The 14,432-nt window shown below is 63.6% G+C and carries 10 protein-coding genes; 1 reads left to right on the forward strand and 9 read right to left on the reverse strand.

Annotated elements, in window-relative coordinates; all coding sequences use genetic code 11:
- Nucleotides 1–101: 101 nt before the first annotated feature.
- From Q8Q83_RS04345 to Q8Q83_RS04375, 7 genes are all read right to left on the reverse strand, one after another.
- Nucleotides 102–938: an ABC transporter substrate-binding protein gene (locus Q8Q83_RS04345; RefSeq protein ID WP_305621445.1), complete on the reverse strand. Its 837-nt coding sequence runs from the start codon at nucleotides 936–938 to the stop codon at nucleotides 102–104.
- Nucleotides 939–1,026: 88 nt separating this feature from the next.
- Nucleotides 1,027–5,139, reverse strand: a complete 4,113-nt coding sequence (gene hrpA / locus Q8Q83_RS04350; RefSeq protein WP_305621447.1) for an ATP-dependent RNA helicase HrpA — start codon at nucleotides 5,137–5,139, stop codon at nucleotides 1,027–1,029.
- 135 nt (nucleotides 5,140–5,274) lie between these two features.
- Entirely contained in the window at nucleotides 5,275–5,484 is a 210-nt protein-coding gene (locus Q8Q83_RS04355; protein ID WP_305621449.1) for a cold-shock protein, read from the reverse strand.
- 342 nt (nucleotides 5,485–5,826) lie between these two features.
- Nucleotides 5,827–6,015 (reverse strand): 4-oxalocrotonate tautomerase, encoded by a 189-nt coding sequence (locus Q8Q83_RS04360; RefSeq protein WP_305621451.1) that lies wholly within the window; start codon nucleotides 6,013–6,015, stop codon nucleotides 5,827–5,829.
- A gap of 388 nt (nucleotides 6,016–6,403) precedes the next feature.
- Nucleotides 6,404–8,239 carry a Gldg family protein gene (locus Q8Q83_RS04365; protein WP_305621452.1) on the reverse strand — a complete coding sequence of 612 codons (1,836 nt, stop codon included), beginning with the start codon at nucleotides 8,237–8,239 and terminating at the stop codon, nucleotides 6,404–6,406.
- An 8-nt stretch (nucleotides 8,240–8,247) separates the two neighbouring features.
- Nucleotides 8,248–8,982: an ABC transporter permease subunit gene (locus Q8Q83_RS04370; RefSeq protein WP_305621454.1), complete on the reverse strand. Its 735-nt coding sequence runs from the start codon at nucleotides 8,980–8,982 to the stop codon at nucleotides 8,248–8,250.
- Complete coding sequence (locus tag Q8Q83_RS04375) at nucleotides 8,979–9,902, reverse strand: ABC transporter ATP-binding protein (protein WP_305621456.1); 924 nt, start codon at nucleotides 9,900–9,902, stop codon at nucleotides 8,979–8,981. Before Q8Q83_RS04375 ends, Q8Q83_RS04370 begins: the two co-directional genes overlap by 4 nt.
- Nucleotides 9,903–10,346: 444 nt before the next feature.
- On the opposite strand from Q8Q83_RS04375, the gene plsB reads away from it, so the two are divergent.
- Nucleotides 10,347–12,830 carry a glycerol-3-phosphate 1-O-acyltransferase PlsB gene (plsB, locus tag Q8Q83_RS04380; RefSeq protein WP_305621457.1) on the forward strand — a complete coding sequence of 828 codons (2,484 nt, stop codon included), beginning with the start codon at nucleotides 10,347–10,349 and terminating at the stop codon, nucleotides 12,828–12,830.
- A gap of 50 nt (nucleotides 12,831–12,880) precedes the next feature.
- On the opposite strand, the gene Q8Q83_RS04385 is transcribed toward plsB, so the two are convergent.
- Together Q8Q83_RS04385 and Q8Q83_RS20175 are read right to left on the reverse strand one after the other, a co-directional pair.
- Nucleotides 12,881–13,228, reverse strand: coding sequence for a hypothetical protein (locus Q8Q83_RS04385; protein ID WP_305621459.1), 348 nt, complete (start codon nucleotides 13,226–13,228; stop codon nucleotides 12,881–12,883).
- A 163-nt stretch (nucleotides 13,229–13,391) separates the two neighbouring features.
- Nucleotides 13,392–13,949, reverse strand: coding sequence for a methyl-accepting chemotaxis protein (locus Q8Q83_RS20175; RefSeq protein WP_371132361.1), 558 nt, complete (start codon nucleotides 13,947–13,949; stop codon nucleotides 13,392–13,394).
- Nucleotides 13,950–14,432 lie beyond the last annotated feature (483 nt).

Genomic DNA, 14,432 nt, shown 5'->3' on the forward strand with positions numbered 1-14,432 from the left:
AGATCGAAGCCAAGTACGATGAGTTCAAGAAAGAGATCAAGTGCGACGATGACGATGACGATGACGATGACGATTGATTGCAGTCGCGAATACCTGGCGGGCTATTGGTATTTGCGCAAAATCGCCTGCCAGTCCTTGTCGGTCTGCAGCCCTTGCAGAATCGGCAGCAGATAGTCGTATAGCTCCTGGTCGCGGCGCAGCACCAGCACGCGCCGGGAAAAGGTGTCATGGGGCTGGCGCGACAGGTAGAAACGCCCCTGCCAGCCCTCGCGCGCCACCAGATAGTTCAAGGTCGAGCGGCTGACGATGCCGGCGTCCACCCGCCCCTTGAGCAGCATCTCCAGCACTTCGCGCTCGCCCACCGTGTTGATGCGGGCGATATGGCCCTTGGCCGCCAGCGTATCGACGCCGAAATAGGAAAAGCCCAACACCCCGCCCAGCTTCTTGCCGATCAGGGATTGCGGTCCCTGGTAGTCGAAGCGCGTTTCAATCAGGGAGACTATCTCGTCCTGATCCTCAAAGATGCCCGGCGTCCACAGGTACTTTTTCTCGGCCTGATCCTGAAACCAGATCGGGTTGACGCCCAGCAACACCCCGTCGAAACGCTGGTGGGCCAGGTCGTGTTCCACCCGGTTGCGCGGGACAAACTGAGTACGGAAGCGGTAGGCGTCGCCCTTGCTGTTGAGGAACGCCGAGAAGTCGTAATACAGCCCCTGTTCCTGGTGCTGATCGACGATAAAGGGCGGCTTCAAGTGATAGGCGTAGACGGTGATATGGCGCGGTTCGGCGGCCTGGCTCGGCAGGGCGCCGCCCAGGCAGAGCAGCGCCAGCACTAGCCTGGCCAACGCCAAGTAGGCGAACGCTGGTCGACTGCCATGGCGCGGGCTGCTGCCCGGCGCGGCGGCTGCCCTGTTTATCCAGCTATAGACTTCAACCACTTGCCACCCTAGGAATGCAGAGGTTGCGCGCTGAGACGCAACAGGCAAAAACAAGCTCCCTGCATAAAGAGGCGAGAACAGCCCGGCATCAGGCCTCCACCGCGCTCCATTGCTTGCTCAAGCGCTTATCCGACACCGCGAGCTTGGTGCCGAGCTGCTGGGCAAACAGCGAGACCCGGTACTCCTCGAGCATCCAGCGGTACAGGCTGAGCTGCGGGTCGCGCTTGCCTTCCTGGCCATGCTTGGCCAAGCGCGCCTGGTACTGTTCCCAGTAGCCGGCCAGCTCGCCGCTCCACACCCGGTCACGCTGCACCTGGGCGGCGATCTTGTCCAGGCGCTGTTCGATGGCTTTCAGATAACGGGGAATCTCCTTTAGCCATTCGCCCGGGGTTTCGCGGACGAAGCCGGGATACACCAGGTTGCTCAGTTGCAGCTTGATATCGTTGAGCGCCATGGCCTGGGCCAGGTCGATCTTGCCCTTGAAGCGTTTCTGCAGGCCGTGCCAGAGCTTGAGGATTTCCAGGCACAGCTTGGCCAGGCGCTCGGCATGGCCGGTCCAGTCGCCGCGTTGCTTCTCGGCCAGGGCGGCCAGGCCGGCACCGTCGCGGGGTAGCGGCGCTCCTTCACCCAAAGAGCCGCCTTCGAGTATGCAGCTGTCCAGGCTGGCCAGGAGGATGTCCTCGACCAGGGCCTCGACCCGGCCCAGCTCGCGGTACAGCAACGCCAGCTCGGTCAGGCCCGGCAGCTTGCCGCGCAGAAACTTGGCTTGCTCGGCCAGCTGTTGTAATAGCAGACGCTGCAGAGCGCGGCGATGCTGGAATGCGGCTTCGGCCTGGGTCGGGAAACGCCCTTCCTTGACCACCCCGGCTTCTTCCACCAACGCCGGATACACAGTCATGGACAGGCCGGCGACCTGCTGCTGGGTCTTGGCCGCCAGCTCGGCGAAGGCCTTGGCCTCCACCGGTTGCTGGCTCTTGGCGGTTTTCGGCAGGGCCAGGCCGGCCTGGGTCGCTTCGCTGAAACGCGCGGTCAATTCGGCCAGGTCGCGGCCTTCGCCCAGGGGTTTGCCCTGGTTGTCCACCACCTCGATATTTATCCGCAGATGGGCTTCCAGCTGGGCGGCGGATTCCGCCCAGGCTTCCTCGCCGACCCGCGCGCCGGTCATGCGCGTCAACTCGCGACCCAGGGCCTCGGCCAGGCTGCCGTCGGCGAAATGGAGCTTGCTCAAAGCGGCGCCGACAAAGTCCGGCACCGGCACGAAGTTCTTGCGTAGCGCCTTGGGCAGGCCGCGCACCAGGGCCATACACTTGGCCTCCAGCAGGCCCGGCACCAGCCATTCCAACCGCTCGGGCGGCAGCTGCGGCAATAGCGGCGCGGGCACCCGCAGGGTCACGCCGTCGCGCGGGTGATTGGGCTCGAAGTGGTAGGACAGCGGCAGGGTCAGTTCGCCCAGGCGCAGGCTGTCCGGGTACTGGGCGGCGGTGACCTCGGAGGCCGAGCGGGCCAGCACGTCTTCTTCGCGCATCAGCAGCAGCTGCGGGTTCTTCGCACTTTCAGTTTTGTACCAGCTGTCGAAGGTAGCGGCCTGATGGATCTCCACCGGCAGACGCGCGGCGTAGTAGGCGAACAGGGTTTCATCGTCGGCGAGGATGTCGCGGCGGCGCGCCTTGGCTTCCAGCTCGTCGAGCTTCTCCAGCAGCTGACGGTTGGCGGTCAGGCACTTGGCGCGGGAGTTGATCTCGCCGCCCACCAGGCCTTCGCGAATAAACAGCTCGCGGGACACTTCTGGCTCTATGGGGCCGAAATGCACCGGGCGGCGGCCGACCACTATCAGGCCGTAGAGGCTGATCTGCTCGAAGGCCACCACCTGGCCGCGCTTCTTCTCCCAATGGGGTTCGAAGTGGTTTTTCTTGATCAGGTGGCCGGCCAGGGGCTCGATCCAGTCCGGCTCGATCTTGGCCACCATGCGGGCGAACAGCTTGGTGGTTTCCACCAGTTCGGCGGCCATCAGCCAGCTGGGGCGCTTTCTACCCAGCCCAGACGAGGGGTGCACCCAGAAGCGCCGCTGGCGCGCGCCGAGGTAGTCGCCGTCCTCGGTCTTCTGGCCGATCTGGCTCAGCAATCCGGAGAGGATGGCCTTGTGCACCTTGGCGTAGTCGACGCTGCGTTGCTGCGCCTCATCCTTTTCGACCAGTTCTTGCGCTTTGTAGGAGCCAGCTTGCTGGCGATCCTTGGATATCTCGGTTTGACCTGTAGATCTCTGATCGCCAGGCAGCGGCCGTTCCCTACGGCCTGCTGCATTCCCCCCATCCCTGGGGGTCACAAGCTCGCTCCTACCCGATTCGCTATTAGGCTTACCTAGCTGCAAATCACGGGCGATCAGCACCAGCTGGCGGTGGGCGTCGCGCCACTCGCGCAGGCGCAGGTAGTTGAGGAAATTCTTCCGGCACCAGCTGCGCAGCGCACTGCTGCCCAGGGCCAGGCGCTGCTCCTCGAAGCCGCGCCACAGGTTGATCAACGCGGCGAAGTCGGAATCCACGTCCTTCCACTGCGCGTGGGCCCCATCTGCGGCCTGCTGGCGGTCGGCCGGGCGCTCGCGCACATCCTGCACCGACAGCGCGCTGGCGATGATCAGGATCTCATCCAGACTGCCCTGTTTGGCCCCCTCCAGCACCATGCGGCCCAGGCGCGGGTCCACTGGCAGGCGCGCCAATTGGCGCCCCAGCGGAGTGAGCTGGCCCTCGCGGTTGACCGCCGAAAGCTCCTGCAGCAGGTTGAAGCCGTCGCTGATGGCCTTGCCATCCGGCGGCTCGATAAAGGGGAAGGCTTCGATCTCGCCCAGGCGCAGATGGAGCATCTGCAGAATCACCGCGGCCAGGTTGGTGCGCAGGATTTCCGGGTCGGTAAAGGCCGGGCGGCCGTTGAAGTCTTCCTCGCTGTACAGGCGGATGCAGATGCCCGGCTCGACCCGTCCGCAACGGCCCTTGCGCTGATTGGCGCTGGCCTGGGACACGGCCTCGATGGGCAAGCGCTGGACCTTGGCGCGGTAGCTGTAACGGCTGATACGTGCGGTGCCGCTGTCGATCACATAGCGGATGCCCGGCACGGTCAGCGAGGTTTCCGCCACGTTGGTGGCCAGGACTATCTTGCGTGCGCCCATGGGCTGGAAAATCTTCTGCTGCTCGGCCGGAGTCAGCCGCGCATAGAGCGGCAGCACCTCGGTCAGGCGCAGGTTGGCCTTGCGCAACACCTCGGCGGCGTCGCGAATCTCGCGCTCGCCAGACAGAAACACCAGCACATCGCCGGGACGCTTGCCTTCGCTCTTCTCGAAGGCGGCGATCTCATCCAGGCTGGCCAGAAGCGCCTGATCCACCGAGAGGTCGTCCTCGACCCGGTTGCCCTCTTCGTCCTGCTCGGCGGTCAGCGGCCGGTACCAGGTGTCTACCGGGTAGGTGCGCCCGGACACCTCGACTATGGGCGCGCCATCGAAGTGCTCGGAGAAGCGCTGCAGGTCGATGGTGGCCGAGGTGATGATCAGCTTGAGGTCGGGGCGGCGCACCAGCAGGGTTTTCAGGAAGCCCAGGAGGAAGTCGATATTCAGGCTGCGTTCGTGGGCCTCGTCGACTATCAGGGTGTCGTACTTTTCCAGGTAGCGGTCGTGCTGGGTTTCCGCCAGCAGAATGCCGTCGGTCATCAGCTTGATCAGGCTGCGCTCGTTGCTCTGGTCCTCGAAACGCACCTGATAGCCGACCAGCTCGCCCAGGGGCGTGCCAATTTCCTCGGCAACCCGGGTCGCCACGCTGCGCGCCGCCAGGCGCCGCGGCTGGGTGTGGCCGATCAGCCCGTGCACGCCGCGGCCCAGTTCCAGGCAGATTTTCGGCAGCTGAGTGGTCTTGCCCGAGCCGGTTTCCCCGGCTATCACCACCACCTGGTGTTTGCTGATGGCGGCCTTGATCTCCTCGCGCTTGGCGGCGATCGGCAGGGCATCGTCGTAACGCATGGGCGGCACACTGAGCCTGCGCGCCGCGACCTTGGCCACGGAGGCCTGAAAGCGCTGCAGCCACTGCGCCAGCTTGGCGGCGTCCGGCTCGGCCTGCTTGCGCAGCTCGTGCAACTGACGGCGCAGGCGATGTCGGTCGGCCAGCATGGCCTGGTCGAGGTTGTGCAGCAGTTGGTCAAAGGCGGGCGTGGCGTCGGTCATCGGGTAATCGCGGGGTGGGGTCAAGGGGAAGGGCAGGAGGGTGGCGATTGTCGCAGATTTGCCTGCAGGAAAACGACCGAGGGGCAGAAAGCAAAAAGCCCATCGGCGATGGGCTTTTTACCTTAGGACATGGGTTTAAACAGCGGAGACATCATCCGCCTGCAAGCCCTTCTGCCCCTGGGTTACCGCGAACTCGACCTTCTGCCCTTCGATCAGGGTGCGGTGGCCTTCACCCCGGATGGCGCGGAAATGTACGAATACATCCGCGCCGCTCTCGCGCTGAATAAAGCCATAACCCTTGGAATCATTGAACCACTTGACGGTGCCTGTCTCGCGCTCAGCCATTGCCTGTATCTCCAGCATGCAGTTTTTATTGTTTGGCGGTGGCGTAACGGCCAGTGCCCGGCCACCACCGAAGGCCGAGTATAAAACAGCCTTAGCGGCTGAAAAGCACTTTTTGCAGAGAGGCTGCAGGCCATATAGGCCAAGCTGTGCAGCGCTTTTCGAGGCGGGTACAAACACCAACAGCCAAGCCACTCGAAGTCCGTCAAGTACAGCCAGAGCGGATGGATTAGGGCCTGCTGCAAATTGTAGGTTGGCGCTGAGGAACGAAGCCCAACAAATCAGCATGTTGGGCTTCGCGCAGCTCAGCCCAACCTACAAAAAACCGTATTCTCTGACAGCCTCCTAGCCGCGCTCAGACCAGAGCACGCCGCCGGTTGCCCAGTCGCTTTTTTTCACGTCTTCGAAGATGACATCGACCGCGCTGGCATCGCAGCCAAGCACCTTGGTCGAAGCCTCGGTAAGGGCTTTGGCGTACTCGCGCTTGATCTCGTCCGAACGACCTTCGAATATTTTTACCAGAATGGTGGGCATCTAATGATCCTCATAACAGGGGAAACAGGACTGGTTAGATCGGTCACGGCGATCAGCTTGACGCAATAGCGCGGTGCATTATCGCGTGTCTTCGGGCCCCGTGTCGGCAGTTATTTCCCCCCACGGTCGCGGTCAGCTAAGCGTCCCTTTGCGGGCTGCGTGCGCCATCAGCCGGCTGCGGCAGAACGTAGGATGGGCTAGCTGCGCAGCGGCGTAACCCATCACAAGAGCCAGAAACAGCATGGGTATCATGAGGGACATCCATGTCCCTCACCCTACGGGCAGCTAAAGCTGTGCAATACGGCATCCTGCCGTTTTGTCGCTGCGCTCAACCCATCCTACCGGCTAAAAACAGAGGGCCGCATCTAGCGACCCTTTGGAGGCAAGCTCAGCCGTGCTTGCGCCGGCGCCATAGCCACAGGGCCAGCACGCCCAGGGTCAGCAGCAGCGGTACCAGGGCGATATTGAGAAACTTGAGGCGGCTGCCCAAGGCTTCGATATCGGCATTGAGCTGGTAGCGCACGTCGCGCAGCTCCTTGCGGATCGCCAGTTTCTGCTGGATAAACTGCTGCACCGCGGCCTGCTGCTCCGGGGTCAGTTCCAGGGCCTTGCTCGGGTCCTGGTTCTGTTGCAGGGCGGCGAGTTTCTGTTCGGTATCGGCCAGACGCGCTTGCAGGGCTTGCTCCTTCTCGCGGAACTGCACTTCGGCCTCGCGCTGGATCGCCTCCACCACCTCGAACGGGCGGGTGAAACGACCGCGCGAGCGCACGCTGATCAACGCTTCGGAGCCGGCCAGGTTGTCCAGGGCGTTGATCGCGAAACCGGCGTTGTCCGCCCAGGGTTGCGGAATGCGCTGGCCGAAGAAATCCTGCACCTGCACCCACATGCGGTCGGTGAGCAGGTCGGTGTCGGCCACCACTATCACGTTGATATTGTCCGCCTGCTTGAGGCCATCCTGGTGCCCTTCGATGCCCTCGGGATAGGCCGATTGCACCGGGCCGCTGATGCGTGCGGCCAGGTTATAGCGCTCGCCGGTTGGCTCAAGCTCGCGGATCAGCTCTTCCGGGTTGGTCAGCATGCCGAAGCGCTTGGCGTCGAAGGGCATGGCGTACTGCGAGCTGCGCAGCAGCGGGGTGAACCGGGTCTTGGCCCCCTCCAGCGGCTCGAGCATGCCGGCGGTGGCCACTGTGATGGACTCCAGCGCGGCGGTGCTGATGTCGTCCTGATCCAGGGCGTTTTTCGGCAGCTTCAACCAGGCGGCGTGGCGCATCGGGCGCTGGTCCTGACTCATGCTCACCGACATGGCGTAGGAGCCGTCGCCGAGCACCTGGTCCGGCAGCATGCGCAGGCCCCAGGCCTTGAACAGCGGTTCGAGGTTGGAGGCCTTGTCGACCACCCTCTCGCCGGGCATCTCGGCCTGGGTGTCGGCCTCGCTAAAGGGGTCGACGAAGGTCAGCAGCTTGCCGCCGCGCAGGACGAACTGGTCGATGGCATACAGGGTCTGTTCGGGCAGCTGCTTGGGATGGATCAGCAGCAGCACCGAGACCTTCTCCGGAATCAGGTCGACGTCGCCCTTGAGGCTCTCGATCTGGAACAGCTGGCGGATTTCCTCCATCACCATCCAGGCCGGGGTCGGCTGGCGCGCCATCATGTCGAAGCCGCCGTTGACCTGCAGCCCCGACAGCACACCGACCACCGGCCGCTCGGGCTTGGCCAGGCTCTGCACCAGGCGGCTGAGTTCGTATTCGAGAAACTCTTCCTGATCCAGGGCGAAGAAGGGGATCACCTGGGTCTGGCCCTCGGCATTCTTGCCGGCCAGGCCGAAGTAGATCGAGTCGCCGCCCTGCTGCAGGGGAATGCCCTGCAGGCCGAACTCGGCGGCCTTGTCCTCGTCCGCGGAGAAGGGCTCTGGGTCGATGATCTGCAACTTGAGCTTAGCGCCGGCTTCGCGCTGGTAGGCCTTGAGCATTTCCTCGACGCGCTTGGCGTAGGTGCGCAGGGCCGGCAGGTCCTTGCTGGCGGCATCGGAGTAGAAGAAGTTCAGCTCCACCGGCTTGTCCAGCTCGGCGAGGATCTGCCGGGTGCCGGCGGAAATGGTGTAGAGCTTCTGCTCGGTCAGGTCCAGCCGCGCGCCACTCAGGCTCAGGCTGGAAAACAGGTTGAAGGCGAGAAAGGCCAGGGCGATGAGTACGAGCCCGGCACTGGAAAGCATCAGCTTTTTCATGGGTGTCCTCAGTCGGCTTTCTTCAGGTCGATGACCACCGCGGTCGCAGCCAACCAGGCGGCGATCAGGGTGAGGAAATACAGCAAATCGCGCAGGTCGATCACGCCCTTGCTGATGGCATCGAAACGGGTGAGAAAGCTCAGGGAGGCCACTGCGTCGACCAGCCATTGCGGCGCCCAGTCGCTAAAGCCGTCGAGCACCATGGGGAAGCCGCTGACGATAAACAGGAAGCACAGGCTGACCGCCAGGATAAAGGCGATCACCTGGTTCTTCGCCAGCGCCGACATGCACGAGCCGATGGCCAGGTAGGCCCCGGCCAGCAGCCAGCTGCCGATATAGCCGGTGAGGATGGCGCCGTTGTCCGGCTCGCCCAGGTAGTTGACCGTGATCACCATCGGGAAGGTCAGCAGCAGCGCCAGGCCGGCGAAGGCCCAGGCGGCGAGGAACTTGCCGGTGACCGCCTCGAAGCGGGTGATCGGCAGGGTCATCAGCAGCTCGATGGTGCCGGACTTGCGCTCCTCGGCCCACAGGCGCATGGCAATCGCCGGCACCAGGAACAGGTAGAGCCAGGGGTGGAAGTTGAAGAAGGGCGCGAGGTTGGCCTGGCCGCTCTCGAAGAAGCCGCCCAGGTAGAAGGTGAACACCCCGGACAACACCAGGAAGATCAGGATAAACACGTAGGCCAGCGGCGTGGCGAAGTAGCTCGCCAACTCGCGCTTGAAGATTATCGGTAACTGACTCATACCACCTCCCCCCGGGTCAGGCTGCGGAACACTTCGTCCAGCCGACCACGCTCGACATTCAACTCCTTGACCTTCCAACCGCGCGCGGCGATCAGTGCATTGACCTGGGGGAAGATCACCTCACCCGGTTTGGCCAGCACGCTCAAGCTGTGCTCCAGCGCGTTCTCCTCCACCCCGGCCACGCCCGGCAGCGCCGCCAGGGCGGCTCGATCCAGGGGCTCGCTGGCCACCAGGGTCACCGCCTGGTGGTAGCGCGAACGGCTTTCCAGCTCCAGCGGGGTGCCGTCGGCCAGCAGCTTGCCGTGGGCTATCACCACCGCGCGGGTGCAAACAGCAGACACCTCTTCGAGGATGTGGGTGGAGATGATGACGATCTTGTCGTAGGCCAGGCTCTGGATCAGCCGGCGTACCTGATGCTTCTGGTTCGGGTCGAGGCCGTCGGTGGGCTCGTCGAGGATCAGCACCTTGGGGTCGTGCAGAATCGCCTGGGCCAGGCCGACACGGCGCTTGAAACCCTTGGACAGGGTTTCGATGCTCTGCTCCAGCACCTGTTCCAGCTCGAGCTGGGCCACCGCCTTGGCCACCCGTTCACGCTTCTCGGCGCCCTTGAAGCCGCGTATGGCGGCGATAAAGTCTAGGAAGCCGCGCACCGTCATGTCGCCGTAGCAGGGCGCGCCTTCGGGCAGATAACCGATCAGCCGCTGGGCCTTGAGGCAGTCTTTCTGGATATCGAAACCGAGGATGCTGGCGCTGCCCGCGCTCGGCGCGAGAAAGCCGGTGAGCATCTTCATGGTGGTGGATTTGCCGGCGCCATTGGGCCCGAGAAAGCCCAGCACTTCCCCGGGCTGGACGCTGAAGGACAGGTTGTCCACGGCGATATGCTGCGCAAAACGCTTGGTCAGGTTTCTTATTTCAATCATGGCCTTTCACCATTGCGGTAACAGGCCCTGCTCGCGACCCGTGCAGGCGCAAGCCGGGCGTTTAAGTGCCGGCGGACTATAAGGAGTCGGGGATAGACAGTGCAAGCCAGGAACCAGGGGGCAATGCGCCACCCGGACTCCAACGTCGTAGGTTGGGCTGAGCCCCGCGAAGCCCAACATAGCGTTCGAGAACCGAGCGCAGCCGCAAGCCGGGCCGCTGGGCTGCCACAAACCAGGCCGCCGAGCGGAGCGCTATGCACTCCCTGTTGGGCTTCGCAGGCTCAGCACCAACCTACGCGCCGCCGCTTACGAACGCCGCGGAGCCCGGTATAGACCCGCAGGACCGAGCAATCAAACGGTTACAAGATTTTGCCGGAAGCCGGCCGATCCGGCACACTAAGCGCCCCGAGCAAATGCTCGTTTAACATAGCCAGCAGACTTCGTATGACCCGTTCCCCGCTCCGCCGCCTCGTGTTTGGCACCCTGCATCGCCTGCTGTACCTCTGGGTGCGCTCGGAAACCATCAACCAGTCGGCCTTTACCCTCAAGCTCGACCGCAGCAAGCCGGTGTTCTATGTGCTGCAGCTGCCGTCGCTGAGCGATCTGGCGGTGGTCGATACGGAGTGCCGCAAGGCCGGCCTGCCGCGGCCGATCCTGCCGGTGTCGGTGGGCAGCCTGGAGGAGCCGGCGGCCTTCTTCTACCTGACCCCGGAGCCGGACTGGCTGGGTCGTCAGGACAAGCGCGGGATTTCCCCGACCCTGCAGCGCCTGGTCGCCGCCCTTAGCCAGCAGGCCGTGGACGATGCGCAAATCATCCCGGTCAGCGTGTTCTGGGGCCAGTCGCCGGACCGCGAGACCAGCGCCTGGAAGCTGCTGTTCGCCGACAGTTGGGCCGTCACCGGGCGCCTGCGCCGGCTGGTGAGCATCCTGATTCTGGGGCGCAAGACCCGTGTGCAGTTCTCCACGCCCATCCATATGCGCGAGCTGGTGGAACAGGACAAGGGCCACGAACGCACCCTGCGCATGGTGCAGCGCATCCTGCGCGTGCACTTTCGCAACCAGAAGGCCGCGGTTATCGGCCCGGACGTGTCGCACCGGCGCAATCTGGTCAAGGGCCTGGTACACGGCCCGCAGGTGCGCCAGGCGCTTATCGACGAGGCCGAACGGGACAATATCAGCCTGGAGAAGGCGGAAAGCCAGGCGCTGCGCTACGGCAACGAGATCGCCTCGGACTACACCTACACCGCGATCCGCTTCCTCGAACTGGTGCTTTCCTGGTTCTGGAACAAGATCTACGACGGCATCAAGATCAACCATATCGAGGGCGTGCAGGAAGTCGCCCAGGGCCATGAGGTGATCTATGTGCCCTGCCACCGCAGCCATATCGACTACCTGCTGCTGTCCTACCTGCTGTTTCGCAACGGCCTGACCCCGCCGCATATCGCCGCCGGCATCAACCTGAATATGCCGCTGATCGGCAGCCTTCTGCGGCGTGGCGGCGCCTTCTTTATGCGCCGCACCTTCAAGGGCAACCCGCTGTACACCGCGGTGTTCAACGAATACCTGCACACATTGTTCAGCAAGGGTTTCCCGGTCGAGTACTTCGTCGAGGGCGGGCGCTCGCGCACCGGACGCATGCTGCAACCCAAGACCGGCATGCTGGCCATCACCCTACGCAGCTTCCTGCGTTCCAACCGCCTGCCGGTGGTCTTCGTGCCGGTGTATATCGGCTATGAGCGGGTGCTGGAGGGTCGCACTTACCTGGGCGAGCTGCGCGGGGCGAGCAAGAAGAAGGAGTCGATCTTCGATATCTTCAAGGTCATAGGCGCGCTCAAGCAGCGCTTCGGCCATGTCTGGGTCAACTTCGGCGAGCCGATCAAGCTGGCCGAATTCCTCGACCAGGAGCAGCCGGACTGGCGCGCCCAGGATTACGGCACGCAGTTCCGTCCGGATTGGCTGAACACGGCCACCCATCGCCTGGGCGAGCGCGTGGCGCAGCACCTCAACGAGGCGGCGGCGATCAACCCGGTCAATCTGGTGGCCCTGGCGCTGCTCTCCACCAGCAAGCTGGCCCTGGACGACCGCGCCCTGGCGCGGGTGCTCGACCTGTACCTGGCCCTGCTGCGCCAAGTGCCCTACTCGCCGCACACCACCTTGCCGGACGGCAACGGCCAGGCGCTGATCGAGTATGTGCAGCGCATGGACCTGCTCGCCGAGCAGAAGGACGCCCTGGGCAAGATTCTCTATCTGAACGAGCACAACGCCGTTCTGATGACCTACTACCGCAACAACGTGCTGCATATCTTCGCCCTGCCGGCGCTGCTGGCGAGCTTCTTCCAGAGCAGCGCGCGGATGAGCCGCGAGCAGATACTGCGCTACACCCGCGCGCTCTACCCCTACCTGCAATCCGAACTGTTTATCCGCTGGAGCCTGGACGAGCTGGACGCCGTGGTCGATCAGTGGCTGGCGGCCTTCGTCGAACAGGGCCTGCTGAAGGTCGAGGGCGAGGTCTATGTGCGCCCGGCGCCGAGCTCCCGCGAGTTCGTCCTGCTGACCCTGCTGGCCCGCGCCATAGTGCAGACCCTGCAGCGTTTCTATATGGCCACCGCGCTGCTGCTCAATGCCGGGCAGAACGCCATCAGCGCCGCCGAGCTGGAAGACCTCTGCACAGTCATGGCCCAGCGCCTGTCGATCCTGCATGGCCTCAACGCCCCGGAGTTCTTCGACAAGAGCCTGTTCCGCCACTTTATCCAGGGCCTGCAGGAGCAGGGCGTGGTGCGCCAGGACGAAGCCGGCAAACTCAGCCATCACCCGCTGCTCGGCGAGCTGGCCGAAGGCGCGGCCAAGCGCGTGCTGCCGGCGGAGATTCGCCTGTCGATCCGCCAGGTGGCCATGGATAGAAACGAGGATATAACCGAGCCGGCGTAGCGCTTAACGCCGCAATGGCGGACAAGCCTGCGGCATGTCCGCCCTACCTGCTAAATGATCCCAACACAAGTGCGATAGTTCTTCGCAACCGCAATCACCTCATCTTTACGCGAGTAGGTATCAGGCGCGCCACCAAAAATCCGTGACTCGCACATTTCCTTGTAGTTCGCGTACTTGTTCAGGCACTCGCTTGAACTGACCACTGGGGAGCCAGTGCAAAGGAAGTGAGCCAGTTCATTGGCGCCCATCTTCACCTCTTCGCGAGTCACCGGAGTCGTCTCAACCTTTTTCAACAGAGCTTGGTAGCTATCCACCGAGGCGCTGACCGAAGCATATTGCGTGGTGTAGTAGTAATAACCAGCACTGCCAATAGCCAAGAGAAGCAGTAATTTTTTCATGTGGACTCATCCATGATGACGTAAAGGGCTGCCAGCCTACGGAAACATCGATTAAGTGTCTATTGAGGGCTCTACTGCGGCTAGGTCCCGAATTTTCGCTAGGGGGTGAAAGCCCAAGGCAGCGGTCCAAAAATGGCCGAAAATAGTTTATCCGAGATAGGTCCTAGCCCCGGCTTAATCCGGTTAAACGCGACGACAGCGCCTGCATCGAGCTGCTGACCTGATCCAGGGCCTGAGCATCGCGGGCGTTTTCTTCGCTGATGCTGTGGATGCGCACCGCCAGTTCGTTGATCTCCTGGGTGACGTGGCTTTGCTGCTGCGCCGCCACGGCGATCTGCTGGGCGCGCTGGGAAATATCATCGAAGCTCTGCACCGTGCTGGACAGCGCCGACGCCGCGCCTTCGGCCTCGCCCACCGCGTGTTCGGTGCGCGCCTCCCCCGCCTGCATGGCCTGCACCGCCTGGCGCGAGGCCTGCTGCAAGGCGCTGATCATGGTGCTGATCTCATTGGCCGAGGCTTGGGTCTTGCCGGCCAGGGTACGCACCTCGTCCGCCACCACGGCGAAACCGCGGCCCTGTTCACCGGCGCGCGCCGCCTCGATGGCGGCGTTGAGCGCCAGCAGGTTGGTCTGCTCGGAAATCGCCTTGATCACATCCAGCACCGCGCCGACCTGCTGGCTGTCTTTTTCCAGGCGACTGATCACCAGGGCCGCGTCCGCCATCTCGGCCGCCAAAGCCTGAATCGCCGCGCTATTGGACGCCACCTTCTGCTGCCCCTGCTGCACCACCGCCAGCGAATTTTGCGCGGTATCGGCGCAGTCGTTGGTGTTCTGCGCCACCTCCTGGGCACTGCTGGACATCTCGGTGATGGCCGCGGCCAGTTGGGTATTCTCCTGACGCTGCTGCTCCGCGCGACCGGCCAGGGTGCCGCTGAGGCTGCCCAGTTGCGCGGCCTCGCTCTGCAGATGATCGGCTTCCTCGGCGATGCGCTGGAGCATGGTGCGCAGTTGCCCGGCATAACGGTTGACCGCCTGGCGCAAGGCGCCGATCTCGTCGTCGTGCTCCACGCTCAGTTCCACATCGCGGCTGGTGGAACCGCGGCCCAAGGAATCGATCTGCGCGGTGGTCTCCTCCAGTTGGGCGATCAATTTGTGCCCGGCGAACCAGGCCAGGGCCAACAGCACGGCCAGCAGCGGCAGGAGGAA

Source organism: Pseudomonas sp., assembly GCF_030696055.1.
Lineage (GTDB): Bacteria > Pseudomonadota > Gammaproteobacteria > Pseudomonadales > Pseudomonadaceae > Aquipseudomonas.

Coding starts and splice junctions, on each gene's coding strand:
- plsB (WP_305621457.1), top strand. CDS start 10,347: ATGACCCGTTCCCCGCTCCGCCGCCTCGTGTTTGGCACCCTGCATCGC.
- Q8Q83_RS20175 (WP_371132361.1), bottom strand. CDS start 13,949: ATGGCGGACGCGGCCCTGGTGATCAGTCGCCTGGAAAAAGACAGCCAG.
- Q8Q83_RS04385 (WP_305621459.1), bottom strand. CDS start 13,228: ATGAAAAAATTACTGCTTCTCTTGGCTATTGGCAGTGCTGGTTATTAC.
- Q8Q83_RS04370 (WP_305621454.1), bottom strand. CDS start 8,982: ATGAGTCAGTTACCGATAATCTTCAAGCGCGAGTTGGCGAGCTACTTC.
- hrpA (WP_305621447.1), bottom strand. CDS start 5,139: ATGACCGACGCCACGCCCGCCTTTGACCAACTGCTGCACAACCTCGAC.
- Q8Q83_RS04355 (WP_305621449.1), bottom strand. CDS start 5,484: ATGGCTGAGCGCGAGACAGGCACCGTCAAGTGGTTCAATGATTCCAAG.
- Q8Q83_RS04375 (WP_305621456.1), bottom strand. CDS start 9,902: ATGATTGAAATAAGAAACCTGACCAAGCGTTTTGCGCAGCATATCGCC.
- Q8Q83_RS04360 (WP_305621451.1), bottom strand. CDS start 6,015: ATGCCCACCATTCTGGTAAAAATATTCGAAGGTCGTTCGGACGAGATC.
- Q8Q83_RS04365 (WP_305621452.1), bottom strand. CDS start 8,239: ATGAAAAAGCTGATGCTTTCCAGTGCCGGGCTCGTACTCATCGCCCTG.